At 71.7% G+C, this 20,267-nt stretch carries 16 protein-coding genes; 4 read left to right on the top strand and 12 right to left on the bottom strand.

Going from position 1 to position 20,267, the window contains the following annotated elements:
- Positions 1–27 precede the first annotated feature (27 nt).
- From ACWGI2_RS30845 to ACWGI2_RS30815, 7 genes are all read right to left on the bottom strand, one after another.
- Positions 28–987: a cation diffusion facilitator family transporter gene (locus ACWGI2_RS30845; protein ID WP_453698865.1), complete on the bottom strand. Its 960-nt coding sequence runs from the start codon at positions 985–987 to the stop codon at positions 28–30.
- A gap of 126 nt (positions 988–1,113) precedes the next feature.
- The gene (gene manA / locus ACWGI2_RS30840) at positions 1,114–2,268 is read right to left on the bottom strand and encodes a mannose-6-phosphate isomerase, class I (RefSeq protein WP_453698864.1); all 1,155 of its coding nucleotides are present in this window, start codon (positions 2,266–2,268) and stop codon (positions 1,114–1,116) included.
- A 66-nt stretch (positions 2,269–2,334) separates the two neighbouring features.
- A complete protein-coding gene (locus tag ACWGI2_RS30835) occupies positions 2,335–3,531 on the bottom strand; it encodes an SIS domain-containing protein (protein ID WP_453400293.1) in 1,197 nt (398 codons plus the stop codon).
- 116 nt (positions 3,532–3,647) lie between these two features.
- Positions 3,648–3,824 carry a Trm112 family protein gene (locus ACWGI2_RS30830; protein ID WP_453400292.1) on the bottom strand — a complete coding sequence of 59 codons (177 nt, stop codon included), beginning with the start codon at positions 3,822–3,824 and terminating at the stop codon, positions 3,648–3,650.
- Positions 3,825–4,084: 260 nt separating this feature from the next.
- A complete protein-coding gene (locus ACWGI2_RS30825) occupies positions 4,085–5,449 on the bottom strand; it encodes a phosphomannomutase/phosphoglucomutase (protein ID WP_453698863.1) in 1,365 nt (454 codons plus the stop codon).
- 134 nt (positions 5,450–5,583) lie between these two features.
- Positions 5,584–7,200 (bottom strand): lactate permease LctP family transporter, encoded by a 1,617-nt coding sequence (locus ACWGI2_RS30820; RefSeq protein ID WP_160505392.1) that lies wholly within the window; start codon positions 7,198–7,200, stop codon positions 5,584–5,586.
- Positions 7,201–7,401: 201 nt separating this feature from the next.
- The gene (locus tag ACWGI2_RS30815) at positions 7,402–7,776 is read right to left on the bottom strand and encodes a DUF3499 domain-containing protein (RefSeq protein ID WP_030793262.1); all 375 of its coding nucleotides are present in this window, start codon (positions 7,774–7,776) and stop codon (positions 7,402–7,404) included.
- A gap of 354 nt (positions 7,777–8,130) precedes the next feature.
- On the opposite strand from ACWGI2_RS30815, the gene ACWGI2_RS30810 reads away from it, so the two are divergent.
- Positions 8,131–8,595, top strand: a complete 465-nt coding sequence (locus ACWGI2_RS30810) for a metallopeptidase family protein (protein WP_453400290.1) — start codon at positions 8,131–8,133, stop codon at positions 8,593–8,595.
- A gap of 55 nt (positions 8,596–8,650) precedes the next feature.
- On the opposite strand, the gene ACWGI2_RS30805 is transcribed toward ACWGI2_RS30810, so the two are convergent.
- The 3 genes from ACWGI2_RS30805 to ACWGI2_RS30795 all read right to left on the bottom strand — a co-directional run bounded on the left by ACWGI2_RS30805 (position 8,651) and on the right by ACWGI2_RS30795 (position 14,276).
- Positions 8,651–10,150 carry a DUF5719 family protein gene (locus tag ACWGI2_RS30805; RefSeq protein ID WP_453698861.1) on the bottom strand — a complete coding sequence of 500 codons (1,500 nt, stop codon included), beginning with the start codon at positions 10,148–10,150 and terminating at the stop codon, positions 8,651–8,653.
- Positions 10,147–13,821 carry a glycosyltransferase gene (locus tag ACWGI2_RS30800; RefSeq protein WP_453698860.1) on the bottom strand — a complete coding sequence of 1,225 codons (3,675 nt, stop codon included), beginning with the start codon at positions 13,819–13,821 and terminating at the stop codon, positions 10,147–10,149. Before ACWGI2_RS30800 ends, ACWGI2_RS30805 begins: the two co-directional genes overlap by 4 nt.
- A gap of 191 nt (positions 13,822–14,012) precedes the next feature.
- Complete coding sequence (locus ACWGI2_RS30795; RefSeq protein ID WP_016642094.1) at positions 14,013–14,276, bottom strand: WhiB family transcriptional regulator; 264 nt, start codon at positions 14,274–14,276, stop codon at positions 14,013–14,015.
- A 662-nt stretch (positions 14,277–14,938) separates the two neighbouring features.
- On the opposite strand from ACWGI2_RS30795, the gene ACWGI2_RS30790 reads away from it, so the two are divergent.
- The 3 genes from ACWGI2_RS30790 to ACWGI2_RS30780 are packed head-to-tail and all read left to right on the top strand — an operon-like array spanning position 14,939 to position 17,767.
- Positions 14,939–15,454: a cysteine dioxygenase gene (locus ACWGI2_RS30790; protein WP_453400287.1), complete on the top strand. Its 516-nt coding sequence runs from the start codon at positions 14,939–14,941 to the stop codon at positions 15,452–15,454.
- A gap of 34 nt (positions 15,455–15,488) precedes the next feature.
- Entirely contained in the window at positions 15,489–16,445 is a 957-nt protein-coding gene (gene cofD, locus ACWGI2_RS30785) for a 2-phospho-L-lactate transferase (protein WP_453400286.1), read from the top strand.
- Complete coding sequence (locus ACWGI2_RS30780; RefSeq protein ID WP_453698858.1) at positions 16,442–17,767, top strand: coenzyme F420-0:L-glutamate ligase; 1,326 nt, start codon at positions 16,442–16,444, stop codon at positions 17,765–17,767. Before cofD ends, ACWGI2_RS30780 begins: the two co-directional genes overlap by 4 nt.
- Positions 17,768–17,890: 123 nt before the next feature.
- Here the strand turns inward: ACWGI2_RS30780 and ACWGI2_RS30775 are convergent, their stop codons facing one another.
- Both ACWGI2_RS30775 and ACWGI2_RS30770 read right to left on the bottom strand, forming a co-directional pair.
- Complete coding sequence (locus ACWGI2_RS30775) at positions 17,891–18,913, bottom strand: DNA-3-methyladenine glycosylase family protein (RefSeq protein WP_453698857.1); 1,023 nt, start codon at positions 18,911–18,913, stop codon at positions 17,891–17,893.
- 179 nt (positions 18,914–19,092) lie between these two features.
- Positions 19,093–20,175, bottom strand: a complete 1,083-nt coding sequence (locus ACWGI2_RS30770) for a sugar phosphate nucleotidyltransferase (protein WP_453698855.1) — start codon at positions 20,173–20,175, stop codon at positions 19,093–19,095.
- Positions 20,176–20,267: the final 92 nt, after the last annotated feature.

Raw genomic sequence — 20,267 nt, 5'->3', positions numbered from 1 at the left:
CATCGGCGTACTCGGAAGATCCGAAGGTCAGTGGCCGCCCGGCGACTTGGCCGGGTTCGTGCCCTCGGCGGCGGCCGACTCGTCGTAGATGTCCGGCTCCAGGTAGATCACGCGGGCGATCGGGACCGCGGCGCGGATGCGCTCCTCGGCGGCGTTTATGGCGGCGGCCACCTGGGCGGCCGTCTCGTTCTGGTGGACGGCGATCTTGGCGGCGACGAGGAGCTCCTCGGGGCCGAGGTGCAGCGTGCGCATGTGGATGACGCGGGTCACCGTCTCGCCGTCGACCAGGGCCTTCTCGATCTTCTCGACCTCTTCCGTGCCCGCGGCCTCACCCAGGAGCAGGGACTTGGTCTCCGCGGCCAGGATGATCGCGATGAGGATCAGCAGGACGCCGATGCAGAGCGTGCCGATGCCGTCCCAGACGCCGTCGCCCGTCGCGAGCGCGAGGCTGACGCCGACCAGGGCCAGGATCAGACCGACGAGCGCGCCCAGGTCCTCCAGGAGCACGACCGGCAGCTCGGGGGCCTTCGCGCGGCGGACGAACTGCGTCCACGTGAGCTTGCCGCGCGTCAGGTTCGACTCCTTGATGGCCGTACGGAAGGAGAAGGTCTCGGCGATGATCGCGAACACCAGGACGCCGACCGGCCAGTACCAGGCCTCGATCTCGTGCGGGTGCTTGATCTTCTCGTAGCCCTCGTAGATCGCGAACATGCCGCCGACCGAGAAGAGCACGATGGAGACCAGGAAGGCGTAGATGTAGCGCTCGCGCCCGTACCCGAACGGGTGTTGCGGGGTCGCCTCGCGTTGCGCCTTCTTGCCGCCGAGGAGCAGCAGCCCCTGGTTGCCGGAGTCCGCCAGCGAGTGCACGCTCTCGGCGAGCATCGACGACGAGCCACTGAAGATGAACGCGACGAACTTCGCCACCGCGATCGCGAGGTTCGCGGCGAGTGCCGCGACAATCGCCTTTGTTCCGCCTGACGCGCTCATGTGTGCCCGTTGTCCCTTCGCCTGCGTACGTTCATGACCCAGCACCGGCATCGCTGCCGACCGGGGCGGTGCTTTGCCCGCCCTTTGCGGTGGGTCATTGTTGCAGCACGAGGCGCTGGTGGTGAGTCAGGCCACCACAGTGGCACGGAAGAGCGTGCCCACTCCGGACACTTCGGTCTTTTCGTCCGCGGGGACGAACACGGACTGTCCGGGCGTGAGTTGCCCGGCGTCGCCCACGCGGACGGAGCCCGCCGTGCAGAGCAGGATCTGCGGGGTGGCGGCGGTGAGGTCGTGCGGCGCCGCGCCATCGGCCAGGGCGAAGCGGGAGAGGCGGAACTCGTCGATCGGGGTGTCGTAGACCTCTTCGCCGTCGGGCGACGCCTCGGGGCGCAGGACTCCCGGGTCGGTCGCCTCGAAGCGGACGATGCGCAGGAGTTCGGGTACGTCGACGTGCTTGGGGGTCAGGCCGCAGCGCAGGACGTTGTCCGAGTTCGCCATGATCTCCACGCCGAGGCCGTCGAGGTAGGCGTGCGGGACGCCGGCGCCGAGGAACAACGCCTCGCCGGGCTGCAGTCGGACGTGGTTGAGGAGCATCGCCGCGATGACGCCGGGGTCGCCGGGGTAGTGGTGCGCGATGCCCGCGTACGGGGTGTAGGCGCCGCCAAGTCGCTCGGCGGCGTCGGTGACTTCGGTGACGGTCGCCGCCATCTCCTCGGGGTCCGCGGTCAGTACGGCCGTCAGGACCTCGCGCAGGGCGCCCTCTTCGGGCTTGGCGTGCAGCAGATCGACGTACGGCTTCAAGGAGTCGACGCCGAGCCCGGCCAGCAGGTCCGCGGTCTCGACGGGGTCGCGGAAGCCGCAGAGGCCGTCGAACTCCGTGAGCGCGCAGATCAGTTCGGGCTTGTGGTTGGCGTCCTTGTAGTTGCGGTTCGGGGCGTCGATCGGGACGCCCCTGCTCTCCTCGTCCTCGTAGCCCTCCCTCGCCTGCTCCAGGTCGGGGTGCACCTGGAGGGAGAGCGGGGCGCCCGCGGCGAGGATCTTGAGGAGGAAGGGCAGGCGCGGGCCGAACCTGGCGACGGCCGCCCTGCCGAGCTCGTGCCCCGGGTCCTCGTCGATCACCTCGTCGAGCGGGCCGCGCTCGGTGCGCGATGGCGCGCCGGGGTGGGCGCCCATCCACATCTCGGCCTGCGGTTCACCGGTCGGCTCGACGCCGATGAGCTCCGCGATGGCGGTGGTGGAACCCCAGGCGTAGGGGCGGATGGTGTTGGTGAGGCGGTCCACGGAGGGGTTCTCCCTTACGTACGTACGCGATGCGCTGCGGGGTCTGCTGTCATGACCGGGCTGTGGTCATGATCGGTCCCTCGGGGCGAGCGCCAGGTAAACGGAGGCGAAATCCGTGATGGCGATCAGCTCCGCGAGGGTCTCCAGGTCGTCGCCGTCCTCAGGCTCGAGCTCGCTGATCGCGATGTCGTGGCCGTGGGCGAGCTCGCGGGCCGCGGGCGCGGCGCTGAGGCCTCCGGCGTCCACCGGGCGGTCGCGGAGCAGGACGACGCGGGCGCGCAGCTGCTGGGGTTCATCGACGCGGTCGCGGAAGAAGTCGTCGCCGTCCTCGCTCGGGGCGAGGTTGCCCGCGAGCAGGGCGCCGTGCGCGGGCAGCGACTCGGGCAGCTCGCCCGCGACCGCGGGGTGTCCTGCCAGCTCGGCGAGGGTGGCGGCGAATCGGCGGCCCACGGGGCCCGCGAACCGGCCCTCGGTCCAGATCACCGGGAGGGCCTCGGCGAGTTCGGCGGCGAGCGTCTTGGCGGGGTTGCTGTACGTCGCGATGACGGGGCCGCAGCGTTCCGCGATGTTGTCGAGGCGGTCGGCGATCTTCTCCAGGGTCTCGGCCGGCGCGGTGATCAGGCCGGTGCGGTCCAGGAGGATGAGGAGCGGGGTGAGCAGGGCCCAGAGGGTGGCGGGGGCGGAGGCGGCGGCCTCGTCGTCCAGGCGGCGCGCCTCGTACGACTCGGAGGCGCGCTCTCCGTCGTGCGGGGCTTCGTACTCCCCGTACGGGGATGTGGCCATCGCGACCGTGAGGCCGTGCGAGCCCTCCACGCCCTCGGCCAGCGGGGAGCGGGCGGGGGCGACGGCCACGACCGTGCAGCCACGGCGGTAGGCCTGCTCCGCGAGGAGTTCGAGGCCCGGTTCCGTGCCGTCCGGGGTGGCGATGAGCAGCAGGTCCAGGGGGCCCGCCCAGCCGGGGAGCGCCCAGCGCAGGGCGCCTGCCGCGGGGGCTACGCCGGTGGGGGCGAGGCGGATCACGGGGCAGCCTGCCCCCGCGAGGGTGCCGAGCAGATCCGCCACGCAGGTGGCGGCCGTGCCGGGGCCCGCGATCAGGATGGCCCGGGGGCGGCCGTCCGGCTTGAGCTGCGTGAGGCCCGCCTCCGTGGCGTGCCGCACCGCTGTGCGGACGCGGGCGCCTGCCTCTGCGGCGCCGCGGAGGAGGCCGCGGCGGTCGGCCACGGCGAGGGCCTCGGGGGCGTCAAGGAGCGATTCGTCCAGCATTGGGGTCGGGCCTCCGATTCGCCGGGCGGCGGGGCGGGGCGCCGCCGGTCACACTTCTTGTCGTTTCGCCGTTACGCCTGGCTTTGCGAGCCCTTGGCAGGGGCCTTGCGGTGGCCTTACGCGGGGCGGCGGGCCTCGTCGACGAGGAGTACGGGGATGCCGTCGCGGACGGGGTAGGCGAGGCCGCAGTCCTTCGCGTCCGCCGTGCAGACCAGCTCCGTGTCCGCCTCCTTGAGGGGGGCGTGGCAGGCCGGGCAGGCCAGGATCTCCAGGAGGCCGGTTTCGAGCGGCATGGGGTGGGTCCCTTCGAGCGGGTGGGTGCGGGATGTGGCCTGGTCAGCCTACCGCTGGCCCCTGGGCCTTGGGCGGATGTACGGCCGGGGCTTCGCCCCCACCCGGAGGGTGGATGGACCGGGGCTGCGCCCCAGATCCCCCGGGTGGGGTGCCGGCCGTTGCTTATCTGCGGCCCGGTGGGCGTTTGTGCCCACCCGTTCCGCCCTGCGGAACGCCTGCCCACAAACGCGCGGCCGTCGCTCCTCTCCGCAGTCTTGGATCAGTCCCTGATGATTTTCAGGGCCTCGTCCCTCGTCCTCTTCATTGTGGCCTCGTCCCTTGCTTCCACGTTCAGGCGCAGGAGCGGTTCCGTGTTGGAGGCTCGGACGTTGAACCACCAGTCCGTGGACGTCACCGTGAGGCCGTCCAGTTCGTCGAGGGTGACGCCCTCCTGGGCGGCGTACGTCGTCTTGATCGCGGCGAGGCGGGCCGTCTGGTCGTCGACCGTGGAGTTGATCTCGCCGGAGCCCGCATAGCGGTCGTACTGCGCGACGAGCGCCGACAGCGGGCCGTCCTGGCCGCCGAGCGCCGCGAGGACGTGGAGCGCGGCCAGCATGCCCGTGTCCGCGTTCCAGAAGTCGCGGAAGTAGTAGTGCGCCGAGTGCTCGCCGCCGAAGATCGCGCCCGTCTTGGCCATCTCCTCCTTGATGAAGGAGTGGCCCACGCGGGTGCGGACCGGCGTGCCGCCGTTCTCCCGGACGACCTCGGGGACCGACCAGGAGGTGATGAGGTTGTGGATGACCGTGCCCTTGCCGCCGTTGCGCGCGAGCTCGCGCGACGCGACCAGGGCGGTGACCGCCGACGGGGAGACCGGGTCGCCGTTCTGGTCGACGACGAAGCAGCGGTCCGCGTCGCCGTCGAAGGCGATGCCGAGGTCGGCGCCCTCCTCGCGCACCCGCTTCTGGAGGTCCACGATGTTCTTCGGGTCGAGGGGGTTGGCCTCGTGGTTCGGGAACGTGCCGTCCAGGTCGAAGTACATCGGTACGAGCGTGAGCGGCAGGCCGTCGAAGACGGTGGGGACGGTGTGCCCGCCCATGCCGTTGCCCGCGTCGACGACGACCTTCAGGGGGCGGATGGAGGTCAGGTCCACCAGACTGCGCAGGTGCGCCGCGTAGTCCTTGAGGGTGTCCCGCTCGGTGAGCGTGCCGGGCGTGGCCGCCGGCTCCGGAGCGCCGGCCTGCGACCAGCCCTCCACGAGCGCGCGGATCTCGGCGAGGCCGGTGTCCTGACCGACCGGGGCGGCGCCCGCGCGGCACATCTTGATGCCGTTGTACTGCGCGGGGTTGTGCGAGGCCGTGAACATCGCGCCCGGCAGGTTCAGCGCACCCGACGCGTAGTAGAGCTGGTCCGTCGAGCAGAGGCCGATCTCCGTGACGTCGACGCCGAGCGCCGCAGCCCCGCGCGCGAAGGCCCGGGAGAGGCCGGGCGACGACGGCCGCATGTCGTGCCCGGTCACGATCGCCTCCGCGCCCGTCACCTTCGCGAAGGCCGCGCCGAACAGCTCCGCCAGCGTCTCGTCCCACTGGTCCGGGACCACCCCGCGCACGTCGTACGCCTTCACGATCTGGGACAGATCAGCAGTCACGGCCAACCCTCTCTACAGGTTCTGCGAGTTCAGCGGTTTTCAAGAACACTCGGCGAGTGCTCGTCGGTCACCCCAAACTACCCGCAACGAGTGACAACCAGCTGTGAGCCTCGAGAAGGCACCTGAGGCTCTGGTCACGGCAGCATCCAGCCCAGCACCACCGTGCTCTGCCCCACCACGATCAGGCACATCACCAGCAGCAGGCCGAGGCTCCAGGGCAGCACCTTGCGCAGCAGATCCCCTTCCTTGCCCGCGAGTCCGACCGCCGCGCACGCGATCGTCAGATTCTGCGGGGAGATCATCTTGCCGAGCACGCCGCCCGAACTGTTGGCGGCCGCGAGCAGTTCGGGCGAGAGCCCGGACTGCTGAGCCGCCGTCACCTGGAGTGCGCCGAAGAGGGCGTTGGCCGAGGTGTCCGAGCCGGAGACCGCGACGCCGAACCAGCCGAGCACCGGCGACAGGAAGGCGAGCCCCGCGCCCGCCGCCGCCACGAAGTGGCCGATGGTGGCGGCCTGTCCGGACAGGTTCATCACGTACGCGAGGGCGAGCACAGAGGTCACGGTGAGGATCGCGAACCGCAGTTCGTGCACGGTCGCCAGCCATTCCTTGACCGCCACGCGCGCGTGCACCCCGATGACGGCGGCCGTTCCGACCCCGGCGAGCAGCACGAGCGTTCCGCCCGTCGCCACGAGCGGCAGCGAGAAGAGGTTGCCGCCCACCGGCTCGCCGTCGGGAGCGGCGACGTTCAGGAAGGGCCAGTCGAAGGTCTGCGTCGCCTTGGCCAACAGGTCCTTGACCGGCGGGATTTGGGCGACCGAGAAAATGGCGACGATCAGGGCGTACGGGGCGTAGGCGCGCAGGATCTCGGGGCGTGGGTCGTCCTGGTCCAGGTCTTCACTGCGTACGCCGGTGAGGACGGCGACGCGTACGGGCTCGGCGGCGGGTTTGCGCGCGCTGGGCACCGCCATCAGAGCGCCCGCGCCGGCCAGCGCCGCCCCGATGTCGGCGAGCTGGGCGGAGACGTAGTTGGACGCGGCGAACTGCGCGGCGGCGAAGGCGAATCCGCACACCAAAGCGGGCACCCAGGTCTCGCGCAGTCCGCGCCGCCCGTCCACCAGGAAGACCAGGAGCAGCGGCACCACCAGGGCGAGCAGCGGCGTCTGGCGGCCGACGACCGTGGCGACGGTGTCGAGCGGAAGCCCGGTGACCTGAGCGAGCGTCACCACGGGGGTGCCCATGGCGCCGAAGGCGACGGGCGCGGTGTTGGCGACGAGGGCGACGATCGCGGCTTTGACGGGGTCGAAGCCGAGCGCCACCAGCATCACCGCGGAGATCGCGACGGGCGCCCCGAAGCCGGCGAGCGCCTCGAGGAGCGCGCCGAAGCAGAAGGCCACGACGAGTGCCTGGATGCGCGGGTCGTCCGAGAGCCTTCCGAAGGAGCGGCGCAGGATGTCGAAGTGCCGGGTGCGGACCGTCATCCGGTACACCCACAGGGCGTTGACGACGATCCACAGGATGGGGAAGAGCCCGAAGAGGGCGCCTTGCGCCGCGCCGGACGCTGTCTGGCCGAGCGGCATCCCGTACGCGATCCAGGCGACCAGGACGGCGACTGCGAGGCCGATGAGGCCCGCGTGGTGTGCCTTCATACGGACGGCGCCGAGCAGGACGAGGACGGTGAGGAGGGGCAGGGTCGCGATGAGGGCGGACAGGCCGAGCGAATCGGCCACGGGCTCCAGCTGCTGCACGTACACGGGCGACTCCCCGGTTCCGTTTGCGTATTCCGCGATGCGGAACGTGATCTCTCACGGGTGGGGGAATGGTCATGTCGCCGACATGCGCACGTCAATGGGGCGTGCGGGAGAACTTGTTCAGCGATGAACGACAGGGGTCTCCGGAGAGGGACGGTTCAGAAATCCAGGGAGGGACGGTTCAAGGAATCCGCGAGCGGCGGTTCAGGAATCCGGTGAGCGCAGCACCCGAAGATGGCCGCGGCGCGCGACCTCCATCGGGTCCGCCCTGCGGGCGCCACCACCGGCCTCCGCCGCGCGCTCCTGCGGGCGGGCCGCCTCACGCACCGCGTTGGCGAGCGCTTCGAGGTCGTCACCGCTGGGGCGGGCGGGACCGGAGGCGTCGGCGAGGCGGACGACCTCCCAGCCGCGGGGCGCGGTGAGGCGCTCGGAGTGCTCGGCGCACAGGTCGTAACAGTGGGGTTCGGCGTAGGTGGCGAGGGGGCCGAGGACCGCGGTCGAGTCGGCGTAGACGTACGTCAGCGTCGCGACGGCGGGACGGCCGCAAGCGGTGCGCGAACAGCGACGTACAGGGCTCACGATGTTGGACGGTACCGCACTCTTGAGCGGGCCGCGACGACTCTCCGCGAGGTCACCCCACCGTGTCGCCCTGTGATCCCCGCCACGGCACGCTCCCACGGCGCCTCGCTGACCTGCGGTGACACAAGGGGCCTGGGTGACCAGTGGTGTTGAATCCGGTCACCACTTGGCGCAAATCCCGTCATTCATCGCGAGATCGACGGTCCTGGAGAGATACGGAATCGGGCCCAACCCTGGCCGGAATGGTCATCGGGTGACATGCCGCGCGCCGGACGGAAGCCGTACGGAAGCAGTACGGAAGCCCGGCGGAAGCTGTGCGGAAACGGCGATCTCGAGGACTACTCTTCGTCAGTGATGGACGACCCCGTACAGCCCCGCACCGCAGACCCGAGGCCCCGCCGCCGCGACCGCCACGGCAGGGGCATGCGCGGCCCCGTGGCGCCTCCCCAGGTGCCGCTGTCCGCCAGCCGCGCCGAGGTCTTCACCGACCTGGTGCAGGACTCCGTGGAGCGCCTCGAGCGGCGGTGGCCGCAGCTGAGCGAGATCGAGTTCCTGGTCCTGGAGGTACCCGCGCTGGGGCCGGGCGGGGGCGCAGGCGAGGACGACTGGAGCGATGACGTCGTGCCGTTGGGGGGCACGATCGAGGCTTCCGACGACCGTCCCGCCCGGGTGGTCATCTACCGGCGTCCGGTGGAGATCCGGACCAAGGGGCGGGACGAGCGGGCCGCGCTCGTCCACGAAGTGGTGGTCGAGCAGGTCGCCGAGCTCCTCGGACTCTCGCCCGAGTCGGTGGATCCGCGGTACGGAGAAGACTCCTGAGGGCTCCCCCGCCCCGGCCCGCGGGCCTCTGACGCCTGCTTCCTACTTCTGCTTCCTACTTCTGCAGCACCTTCAGATCCTGTTCCGCCTCCGGCACCGACACCGTGCCCCTGTCGTCCGGCAGGGTCTGGATCGTGAACATCGGTACGCCGTCCTCCGGGTCCTCCAGCATGCGCGAGGCATGGACCTCGCCCCCCGACACCGGTTCCACCGTGAGCGCGTACGTGCCCTTGAGGCCGGTCGGGACGGGGGCCTTGACCCCCAGGGTCGTGCCGCCCTTGACCGTGTACGTCTTGCTCGTCGACGAGCCGCCCTCGCTGCCCTCCGACGCCGTGACCTTCACCTTCCCGGTCTTGCCGGGGGCCACGAGTGACAGCGTGGAACCCTTGGCCCGGTTGTCGGCCACCGTCGCGCGCGTGCCGATCGTGTTCGTGGCGGGGATGAACGCCGTCTCCTGGTCGGCGCCCTTGCCCCGGGTGACGCGCAGGGCCGCCACCACGGGTGCCGCGTCCTCGGTCGGCGTCAGGATCAGCGAGCCCGCCTCGCCCTTGGTGACGTCGCCGAGGTCGACGGCGGTCGTCATGCCGGACTTGACGTGCAGGTTCGCGTGTCCGGCCGGGCTGATCGAGCCGCTGGGCGCGGCCAGTTGGACCTTCATGTCGGCGTCGTCGGAGCCGGGCGCGAAGGCGACCAGGCGTACGGACGTGGCGTCCTTGGGGATGCCGGGCAGGACCACGCGGCTCGCGGGGTCGGCCGACGCGGGCAGCCAGTCGCCGCCGAGCTTGTCGTCCGACGACTGCACGGCGGCGGCGACCCGGCCGCTGCGCGCGGTCACGTGCATCGTGAGGTTGGTCTGTTCCTTGGGCGAGAGCGTGGACAGCAGGACCGGGACGCTGGAGTGCGGCTGGACCTGGATCGCCTCCCCCACCTCGGTCTTGATGGCGCCGTCCTTGCCGTACAGCTCGACGTCGACGACGGCCGCCGAGTCGTCCGGGTTGGTCAGGTGGACGTAGTCGCTGCGGTCCTTGGCGGTGCTCGCGCCCGGGAACCAGAAGTCCGTGTCGGGCGCGGTGCAGTTGGCGCCCTGGAGGCCGCGGCCGCTGCCCACCGCGTACTTGGTGGTCTGCTGGACGGTCCACCCGGGGGCCAGCTTGCCGTCGGCGGTGCCGAGGAGCGCGGGTGACTCCCCTCCGGACTCCTCACCGGTGACGGGCTTGCCCGGTGCCTTCGAGGTCAGGAAGGGCTTGTCGTCCTTCTTCTTTTCCCTGGGGGCGTCCTCCGGTGTGACCTTCAACGCCCTGGTGGCGGGCAGCAGTTCCGCCTTGCCCGTCGCGCCGGAGGCCTCACCCTTGGGCGTGAACGCCGTGTACGAGGTCTCGGCGAGGTCGGACGCGCTGGGCACCGGGCAGAGCAGGCTGGTGCGCTCGACGGGCAGCCGCGCGGCCGCCTTCGCGCCGTCGTCGCCGCTGCCGTCGGGCGTGTTGACCACGGCGAACCCGGTGACGGCGGCGAGCGCGGCCGCGGCGGCGATCAGGGACTGGGTCGTGCGGTTCACTGCTGGCTCCCGTCGGGGCGCTCACTGTCGGGGCTGTGCGGCGGCTGCGGGGGCTGGGGCGGCATCGGGGGCTGCTGCCCGTACGCGGCGTCGTACGACTGCCCGTACTGCTCGCCGCCGCCCTGTGCGCCTCCGTAGGCGTACGGGTCGTACTGGCCGCCCTGGTAGGGGTCCTGATACGCGGTCTGGTCGTAGGAGCCCGCCCCGTACTGCGCGTCCTGGTACTGCTGCTCGCCCTGATAGGTGCCGTAGTCGGCGCCCTGGTGGGCGGGGGCTTCCCACTCGCCGTACGACTGCGACTGCTGCTGGGGCACCGCCGCGTAGGCCCCTTCCTCCTCCGGAGGAGGAGGCGGAGTACCGGCGTCGTCCTGCCCGGCGCCTGCCTGCGCGGCCTCCTGCTCGGCCTGCGCGGCCCGCAGCCTGCGGGCCCTGCGGCCCTCGCCCTCGACGGGCTGCGCCGGGATGACGGGCTCGTCGGGGAGGTCGTCGTCCACGTGGCGGCGGCGTCCGGGAAGGGCGAGGACCACCAGGACCACGGCGAGCGCGCCCTGGGCCCACAGCCATCCCGTGTGGCCCGCGGGCGTCTCGTGCGTGACGTCCAGGCGGCCGCCCGACGCGGGCAGGTCGAAGCCCTGCGCCCAGCCGTCCAGCGTGGTCCTGGTCAGCGGGCGGCCGTCCAGGGTCGCCGTCCAGCCCTCGTCGGCGGCGTCGGCGAGCCGCAGGGTGCGGCCCTCGTCGCCCGCCGGGATGTTCGTGTGCAGTTCCACGGGGCCCGCGGCGACCGGCAGGGGGTCGCCGGACTCGGGCACGATCGCGGCGCGCGCGACCTGCCGGTCCACGCGCCACAGGGCGCTGCCGTCCTCCTGGCTGAGCCGGGTGAGGCCGGGGGTGGAGTCCAGGGTGCGGCTCATCTGGCGGGGCGCGCCGTCGCGTACGAGGACGTAGCGCACGGCGAAGCCGCCGAGCTGGTCGGCCTGGTCGGCGCCGGAGCCCGCGAGGAGCCGAGCCACGATCTTGTCGAGGTTCTTGTTCGAGCCGCCCGCGTCGGCGAGCTCGGCGTCACCGAGCCGGGCGCCCGATCCGCGGACGAGCGTGTACGACACCTGGGCGGCCGACTCGCTGTCCAGGACGAGCGTGCGTGCCTGGTCCTGCGTGCCGCTCTCCTCGGCGACGAACGCGGGCACCTGCACCGGGTCACGCCGCTCCAGAGGGCCGTCGGCGCCGCGGATCATCCATCCGGCGGCGACGAGCAGCGGCCCGGCGGCCGCGGCGAAGGCGATGAGGACGGCGACCGGCTGGCGCCAGCCGAAGCTCTGCTCGGCGACACGCGTGCGTGCCCCGTCGGCGCCGAGCGCGGCGGCGGCCAGGAGCGCGAGGCCGTACCCGAGGGTCGCGGGGCCCGCCCACGCCGAGCCGTTCGAGAGCGCGGCGAAGACCAGCGAGACCAGCGCGACGATCCAGGCGGTGCGGACGGCGCGCTGCCGCTCGGTACGCAGGAGCGCGGCCAGGGCGGCGAGCACGATGCCGATGAGCAGCAGCCCGTCCACGGTCCCGGGGCCGCCGGGGCTGCCCCCGAGCAGGTCGAGCCCGGTCGCCGATCCGGTGCCGAACTCAAGGCCCGCCTCACCGAAGAAGCCGAAGGGCAGCAGCGAGAGCGACCAGGGCGCGAGGATCAGGAGCGGGGTGCCGAGCGCGGCGAGGAAGCGCAGGCCGTACGCCGTGATGTCGCCCCTGCGTACGACGAGGAGCGCGAGGCCGAGCACCAGGGCGATCGGCCACACGATCGGCGTGAAGGCGGTCGTGATCGTCAGGAGCAGGGCGAACGCCCACGAGGCGCGCCAGCTCCCGCGCCTGCCCTCAGGGGAGGTGAGGCCGCTCGCCGCGATGCCCGCGCGTGCCATGAGCGGCAGCAGGATCGCGAGGACGGCGGTGCCGACGCGCCCGCCCGCGAGCGCGCCCGTGGCGGCCGGCAGGAAGGCGTACGCGACCGAGGCCCAGGCACGCAGCAGGCGCGACTCGACCAGTGGCCGTGAGGCGAAGTAGGCGGCGAATCCGGCCAGCGGAACCGAGCCGACCAGGAGCACCGTGACCGCGAGCCCGGTGGAGCCGAACATCAGGGTGCTGAGCCCCGCGACGAGCGCGAGGTAGGGCGGCGCCGACTGCGTGCCGCCGGTCCCGACCGGGTGCCAGGCGTCGAGATACCGCGACCAGAGAGCCGAGGAGTCGCCGGGAGCGGGAAGCAGGGCACCGCCCGCGAGCGCACCGCTGCCGAGGAGTTCGCGGCAGGCGATGAGGGCGGCGAACAGCAGCACCACGAAGAGCATCGGTCCCGGCTTGCGGGCCAGGCGCTTCAGCCGTGCGAACTGCTCGACCTGGAGGAAGTCCGCGTCGTCCCCGCCGGGGCCGGACTCGACGGCTCCGTGCCGCCCCGCTCCGGTGACGGCATCGGGGTCGGAACGGCCGACGACACTGCCAGCGACCTGTTCGACGGTGGCGCGCACGGTGGCGCCCGGCGGCGGGAAGAGCGGCCGCATCTCGGCGGCTTCGAGCGCCGATTTGCCGCGCTGCTTGCGGGCGCTGACGATCCGTCCGGGCCGCAGCAGCGTGCCAAGGAGACCGGCGACCTCGTCGACCGCCTGGCCCGGGACCTTGCCGACCAGATACGCGACAGTGCGCAGCAGGGTGCCGAGGACGAGCCGGAAGAGCACCCAGGGCAGCACGGCCGTACGGGCGTTGACGAGCAGGGTGTAGGCGGCGCCCGCCTTGTCCACGCGGTGCGGCGACGTCGACGTACGCCCGACGCAGTCGACGGTGCGGCGCTCGCGCGAGGAGGCCTCGGCGTGCCGCACGACGGCTTCGGGGGCGATGAGGACGCGGTGGCCCGCGTTCTGGGCGCGCCAGCACAGGTCGACGTCGTCCCGCATGAGCGGAAGGCGCCGGTCGAACCCGCCGAGTTCGTCGAAGACGTCACGCCGGATCAGCATGCCCGCGGTGGAGACCGAGAGGACGGGCCGCACGTGGTCGTACTGGCCCTGGTCCTGTTCGCGCCGGTCGATGCCGGTCCAGCGGCGGCCGCTGTTGGCGATGGAGACGCCGACCTCCAGGAGCTGGCGGCGGTCGTACCAGCCGCGCAGCTTGGGGCCGACGATGGCGACGTCCTTGCCGACCTCGCGTTCGTTCTCCACGACGCGGAGCAGTTCGGCGAGGGCGCCGGGCTCGGGCGCGCAGTCGTCGTGCAGCAGCCACAGCCACTGTTCGGGCTCGCCGTGGGGCAGTTCGGGGAGGTCGTAGGCGTCGTCGCGCCAGGACCTGCTGACCGGGTCCCAGCCGCTGGGGCGCTTCAGATACGGCAGCTCTTCCGGGGTCAGCACGCCGGCGGTGCGGTTCGCCTCGTCGACGGCGGTGCCGAAGCCGGAGCGCCGGGCCAGGTGCAGGACGCGGTCGGGGCCGAGTGCCTCGGTGACCAGGCGGGCGGAGTCGTCCGCGCTGCCGGTGTCCGCGGCCACGGCGTTCTGCACCGGGCGCTCCTGGCCGAGCAGGCCGGCGAGGGCGTCGGGCAGCCAGCGGGCGCCGTCGTGGGAGACGATCACGGCGGTGACGACGTGCCGCGGGAACTCAGGGGCGGCAGCGGCGTCGTGGTGACTGGCTGCCGAATGGCTGTGCACGGACATCGAGGTACGGGCCCCGGTTCGATGGACTGCGGTGGACGCCTGCGCTTCATGGGGGCGCCGGGGCGTCTCGGACGGGGCCCCACACTAACGGCTGGCATCACAACAGCCCGCCGCCTGTGGATAACCCACGGGCGACGGGCTGTTCCTTACGTAGGGGTGTGTGGCGTTTGGTCGGGCGAACCAGCTGGTGTTCAGACGGCGGCCTTCTTCAGTCGGCGGCGTTCCCGCTCCGAAAGGCCGCCCCAGATACCGAACCGCTCGTCGTTCGCCAGTGCGTACTCAAGGCATTCCGAGCGAACCTCACAGGCGAGGCAGACCTTCTTGGCCTCTCGCGTGGAGCCGCCCTTCTCGGGGAAGAAGGACTCGGGGTCGGTCTGGGCGCACAGCGCGCGCTCCTGCCAGCCGAGTTCCTCGTCCGCGTCCTCGACCAGCAGTTCCTGAACCAGCTCGGTCATGTGCGCCCCTCGTCTGTCTGTGCGTCCCCGTCGTGCTTGCCGTTACCGATTTCGGCTGAACGACACGAGTGAAATTACAAGTGTGCCGATCCGGGCCAGTCAAGCCGAGATCTGCTATTGGGTCCCTTATTCACCCTGCGGAACCAAGGTAATGCGGAAAGTGTTCAAATCGGCATAAACCCTGACACTTGCCAGTGACCCATCCCGAGGCGCCCCGCGGCCACCCTCACCAGGGAAGGACGCCACGGAGATCGATCCCGTTGCGACCGGTCCACCGAAGCGAAGGGGATCACATTCGGGTCACGGGAGCACGCCGGGGTTTACGCGCCGGTTGATGCGCCATGTGTCCGGTGCGCTCAGTGCACAAACCTTTCACCGCGGAGAACAACCGGATGAGGTGAAACATATCTCGCATAGCGGACATAGAGTTGACAGGGAAGGTGTGAGCCGCTGTTCTAGTGGGCATGCTCGCAAACTTGGCACTCTCGACGACCCGCACCAGCGGGCTCCTCGGTGCTGTCCACGCGCGCTGTCGCTGTTCCTGCTCCAGCTGTTGAGCCATACCGCTTCCAGCTGTTGAGCCCGCTCCGGCGCTTCATCGCCCGAGCCGCTTCACCCTCCCTCGCGACACCCCAGCACTCACGTTGAGGAACCACCGCACCATGAACAGCGACAGCGACCTCCAGATCGCCGGCGACATCCTCGAAGTCACCCACCTCCTCCAGCCCGCACGCGAGCACCCGGCCACCGTGGCCGAGTTCGTCGGCCTGGCCCGCACCATCGCGGCCGACCGCGCCCAGTGGGCCCACCTCGTCGAGTACGACGCGACGAGCCGGTGGTACCACCGCCTGCGCACCGGGCCGGGGTACGAGGTGTGGCTGCTCTCCTGGGTCCCCGGACAGGGCAGCGGAACGCACGACCACGGCCTCTCCTCCGGCGTACTCACCGTCCTGGAGGGCGAACTGACGGAGCGTACGGAGCGCGGACAGCGTGCGCTCGGCGCCGGGAGCCAACGCGTGTTCGCGCCCGGGTACGTCCACGACGTCGTCAACGACTCCCTGGAACCGGCCGTCAGCCTGCACATCTACTACCCCGGCCTGACCGACATGCCGATGCACGCGGCGCAGTGCGGCGTGCGGGCCGCCGCTCCGGCGGCCGGAGATGTCGTAACCGCCTGACGCGTTGTCGTACCTGCCTGACATGCTTGGCCCCATGCGCATTGTGGTCCTGGCCGGCGGTATCGGCGGCGCCCGTTTCCTCCGCGGGCTCAAGAAAGCCGCGCCTGACGCGGACATCACGGTCATCGGCAACACCGGTGACGACATCCACCTGTTCGGGCTCAAGGTCTGCCCCGACCTCGACACCGTGATGTACACACTCGGTGGCGGCATCAACGAAGAGCAGGGCTGGGGACGTACGGACGAGACGTTCAAGGTCAAGGAAGAACTCGCGGCGTACGGAGTCGGGCCCGAGTGGTTCGGGCTCGGCGACCGGGACTTCGCCACGCACATCGTGCGGACGCAGATGCTGGCCGCCGGATTCCCGCTCAGCGCGGTGACGGAAGCGCTGTGCGAGCGCTGGCAGCCGGGCGTGCGGCTCATCCCGATGTCGGACGACCGCGTCGAGACGCATGTCGCCGTCACGGTCGACGGCGAGCAGAAGGCCGTGCACTTCCAGGAGTACTGGGTGCGGCTGCGGGCTTCCGTGGACGCGCACGCCGTCGTGCCGGTCGGCGCGGACCAGGCCAAGCCCGCGCCCGGCGTCCTTGAGGCGATCGCCGATGCGGACATCGTGATCTTCCCGCCGTCCAACCCCGTGGTGAGCGTCGGGACGATCCTCGCCGTGCCGGGGATCCGCGAGGCCATCGCCGACGCGGGTGTGCCCGTCGTCGGGCTCTCCCCCATCGTCGGGGACGCGCCCGTGCGGGGCATGGCCGACAAGGTGCTCGCCGCGGTGGGCGTGGAGTCGACGGCCGCCGCGGTCGCCGAGCACTACGGAAGCGGACTGCTCGACGGATGGCTCGTCGACACCGTGGACGCCGGGGTCGTGGAGCGGGTCGAGTCGGCGGGCATCCAGTGCCGGGCGATTCCGCTGATGATGAGCGACATCGACGCGACCGCCGAGATGGCGCGCGCGGCGCTCGCCCTCGCGGAGGAGGTGCGGGCGTGAGCTCTTCCGGGGGAGGTCCTTCACCGTCGTTCCGTGTCTGGGCCGTGCCCGGACTGCCCGAGGTGCGCCACGGCGACGACCTCGCCAAGCTGATCGCGGCGGCGGAGCCGGGGCTCGCCGACGGTGACGTACTGCTCGTCACTTCGAAGATCGTCAGCAAGGCCGAGGGGCGGATCGTCGAGGCGAGCGACCGCGAGGCGGCCATCGACGCGGAGACCGTGCGGGTCGTGGCGCGGCGCGGGACCCTCCGCATCGTCGAGAACCGGCAGGGCCTGGTGATGGCCGCCGCCGGTGTCGACGCGTCCAACACACCTGCCGGGACCGTGCTGTTGCTGCCCGAGGACGCCGACGCCTCGGCGCGTGCGATCCGGGACGGGCTGCGGGACGCGCTGGGCGTGGACGTCGGCGTCGTGATCACGGACACCTTCGGGCGGCCCTGGCGCAACGGCCTGACGGACGTCGCCATCGGGGCGGCGGGCGTGCGGGTCCTCGACGATCTGCGGGGCGGCGTCGACGCGTACGGCAATCCGCTGAGCGCGACGGTCGTCGCCACCGCGGACGAGCTGGCCGCCGCGGGCGATCTGGTCAAGGGGAAGGCCGGGGGGCTGCCGGTCGCGGTGGTCCGCGGGCTTTCGCACGTCGTCGGGGAGAGCGGTGAGCCGGGTGAAGGGGCCCGGGTCATGGTGCGCGACTCCCGTGACGACATGTTCCGGCTCGGGACGTCCGAGGCCGTGCGGGAAGCGGTGACGCAGCGGCGGACCGTGCGCGAGTTCACGGACGAACCAGTGGACCCCGGGGCGGTGCGGCGGGCCGTGGCGGCCGCGGTGACCGCGCCCGCGCCGCATCACACGACGCCGTGGCGGTTCGTCCTCCTTGAGTCCGAGGCCTCGCGGGTGCGGCTGCTCGACGCGATGCGGGACGCGTGGGTCGCGGACCTCGAGCGGGACGGTAAGTCTTCGGAGTCCATCGCCAAGCGGGTGCGTCGGGGGGATGTGCTGCGCAGGGCGCCCTACTTGGTGGTGCCTTGTCTGGTGATGGACGGCTCCCATACGTACGGGGATGCTCGGCGGGACGCGGCCGAGCGGGAGATGTTCGTGGTCGCGGCCGGGGCCGGGGTGCAGAACTTCCTCGTCGCGCTGGCCGGGGAGCGCCTTGGGTCCGCGTGGGTCTCGTCGACGATGTTCTGCCGGGATGTCGTACGGGACGTGCTTGGGCTTCCGGGGTCTTGGGATCCGATGGGGGCTGTGGCTGTGGGGCGTGCGGCGGGCGAGCCTGCGGCTCGGGCTGGGCGGGATGCGGGGGACTTCGTCCGGGTGTTGTGACTTGGCTCGCCCTGGCGTTGGGCCGGGGGGGCTGCCGGGCTGTTTTCGACTGCGGGCCTGTGGGGGCTTGTCGCGCAGTTCCCCGCGCCCCTTACGGGGCCCCTCGCCGTTCCCCGCAGCCCCTTAGATCTTGGCTATGTCGAACTTTGGCATGCCCGGCTTTCTGCGCGACGGTGTGTGGCCGCTCAGGAGGATCAGGCGGGCCGCCCGGTGGCGTTGGCCCGCGTAGGGCTCCAGGAGCCGCAGCATCTCCTCGTCGTCCGCCGTGCGGTCGCCGGCCAGCGCGTAGCCGACGATGCCCGGCAGGTGGAGGTCGCCCACCGTGACCGCGTCCGGGGCGCCGTTGCTGCGCTGGATCGTCTCCGCCGACGTCCACGGGCCGATGCCCGGGACCAGTTCCAGGCGGGCCTGGGCCTTGAGGGGCTCCATCCCCGCCGCCTCCTCCAGGCGCGCTGCCACGCGTGCCGCCCTCAGGATCGTCGACGCGCGCTTGTTGTCCACGCCTGCCTTGTGCCACTCCCAGGACGGGATCAGGGTCCAGGTCCTCGGGTCCGGCATGACGTGCATGCGGAGCTGGGCGGGGACCGGGCCCGGGGCCGGTTCGCCGTACTTGCGGACCAGGAGGCGCCATGCGCGGTACGCCTCGTCCGTCGTGACCTTCTGTTCCAGGATCGACGGGATCAGGGACTCCAGGACCAGGCCCGTGCGGATCAGGCGGAGGCCGGGTCTGCGGTGCGCTGTCGCTGCGAGGAGGCGGTGGCGGGGGGTGAAGGCCTCCGGGGTGTCCGATTCGCCCAGTAGGTGCGGGAGTTGGTCCAGGAGCCAGGTGGCGCCCTGGCCCCACGCCTCGGCCTCCACTGTGTCGCCGCGTAGGGCCACCCTGAGCGTGCCGGGGCCCTCCGGGGTTCGGCTTGCCCGCCAGGCCTCGCCGGCCGGCGTCGTACGGAACGTGGGGTCCGCGGGGCCTCTGCGGAGGGGGCCTATCGTCAGGCCCAGGTTCAGGGGGTAGGGCGGGGTCCAGGTGCGGGTCTGCCCTGCCGTGGCCTGGCGGGGTATGCCCTGGCTCGCAGCCTGGGGGATCGCCGTTTCGCCGCCGCGCACTGTGGTGCGGGTGGGGGTGGAGCGGGGGGCGAAACGGGATGACATCTGTATGAGGGTAAGGGCTTCTATTTCCCCAACCCCGCCCCTTCCCGAAAACCCGCTGCGCGGGCGCCTTGCGTGCCGTCGATCACCGGCTTCGCCGAGTTCGTCCTCAAACGCCGGACGGGCTGAAGGACCAATCCCCGGCCCGAGCTGGAAACCTCGTCGCCCAGCCCGAGAAAGATCTACTGGTCCGACGAGAACCTCACCGCCCCCGCCGGCAGTCCCGCCCCGCACCACACCCGTACGCCCTCGCGCAGTTCGTTGTCGGCGCCGACGTCCGCGCCGTCGCCGATCACCGCGCCCGCGAGGATCGTGCGTGCGCCCACCCTCGCGCTCGCGCCGATCAGCGAGTCCGTGATGACCGCGTTCGGTTCGATGACCGCGCCCGCGAGGACCGTGCTGCCGTCCACCCGTGCGCCCTCGCCGATGACCGCGTGCTCGCCGACCACCGTGCCGCCGGTGAGCTTCGCGTCCGGGGCGACCGTGGCGGTCGGCAGGACCAGGCTGTCGCCGCAGCGGCCGGGGATGGCGGGGGACGGGGCGCGGCCGAGGACCAGGTCCGCCGAGCCGCGTACGAAGGCCTGGGGCGTGCCCAGGTCCAGCCAGTACGTCGAGTCGACCATGCCCTGGAGGTGGGCTCCGGAGGCCAGCAGGTCGGGGAACGTCTCGCGTTCGACCGAGACCGGGCGGCCTGTCGGGATCGTGTCGATGACCGAGCGGCGGAACACGTACGCGCCCGCGTTGATCTGGTCGGTGACGATCTCCTCGGGGGTCTGCGGCTTCTCCAGGAAGGCCTGCACCCTGCCCGTCGCGTCGGTCGGCACGAGGCCGTACGCGCGGGGGTCGTCGACCTTCGTGAGGTGCAGGGAGACGTCCGCTCCCGACTCCTCGTGCGTCGTGACCAGGGCGCGGATGTCCAGGCCCGTGAGGATGTCGCCGTTGAAGATCAGGACCGGCTCGTCGGGTCCCGAGCTCAGGTGCGATGCCACGTTGCGGATCGCGCCGCCCGTGCCGAGGGGCTCGGTCTCCGTGACGTACTCGATGTGGAGGCCGAGCGCCGAGCCGTCCCCGAAGTACGGCTCGAAGACCTCGGCGAGGTAGGAGGTCGCCAGGACGATGTGCTCCACGCCTGCCGCGCGGGCCCGCGCCAGCTGGTGGGTGAGGAACGGGACGCCCGCCGCCGGAACCATCGGCTTGGGGGTGTGCACCGTGAGCGGACGAAGCCGGGTGCCCTTGCCGCCGACCAGGAGGATCGCTTCTGTCACCTGTCGTCTCTGCTTCCTGCTGGGGCCGGCCGAACTTGAGTCGCGGCCGGCCAGTGTATGCAGATGGCTTTGCAGATCGTGCAGTGCGCTGT

The organism is Streptomyces sp. NPDC054866, from assembly GCF_053610745.1.
This window is presented reverse-complemented; position numbering and strand designations above follow the sequence as displayed.

Bases quoted from the DNA above. Each gene is read 5' to 3' on its own strand.
- ACWGI2_RS30845 (WP_453698865.1), bottom strand. From the start codon at position 987: ATGAGCGCGTCAGGCGGAACAAAGGCGATTGTCGCGGCACTCGCCGCG.
- ACWGI2_RS30835 (WP_453400293.1), bottom strand. From the start codon at position 3,531: ATGCTGGACGAATCGCTCCTTGACGCCCCCGAGGCCCTCGCCGTGGCC.
- ACWGI2_RS30830 (WP_453400292.1), bottom strand. From the start codon at position 3,824: ATGCCGCTCGAAACCGGCCTCCTGGAGATCCTGGCCTGCCCGGCCTGC.
- ACWGI2_RS30810 (WP_453400290.1), top strand. From the start codon at position 8,131: ATGGACGACCCCGTACAGCCCCGCACCGCAGACCCGAGGCCCCGCCGC.
- ACWGI2_RS30800 (WP_453698860.1), bottom strand. From the start codon at position 13,821: ATGTCCGTGCACAGCCATTCGGCAGCCAGTCACCACGACGCCGCTGCC.
- ACWGI2_RS30795 (WP_016642094.1), bottom strand. From the start codon at position 14,276: ATGACCGAGCTGGTTCAGGAACTGCTGGTCGAGGACGCGGACGAGGAA.
- ACWGI2_RS30790 (WP_453400287.1), top strand. From the start codon at position 14,939: ATGAACAGCGACAGCGACCTCCAGATCGCCGGCGACATCCTCGAAGTC.
- cofD (WP_453400286.1), top strand. From the start codon at position 15,489: ATGCGCATTGTGGTCCTGGCCGGCGGTATCGGCGGCGCCCGTTTCCTC.
- ACWGI2_RS30775 (WP_453698857.1), bottom strand. From the start codon at position 18,913: ATGTCATCCCGTTTCGCCCCCCGCTCCACCCCCACCCGCACCACAGTG.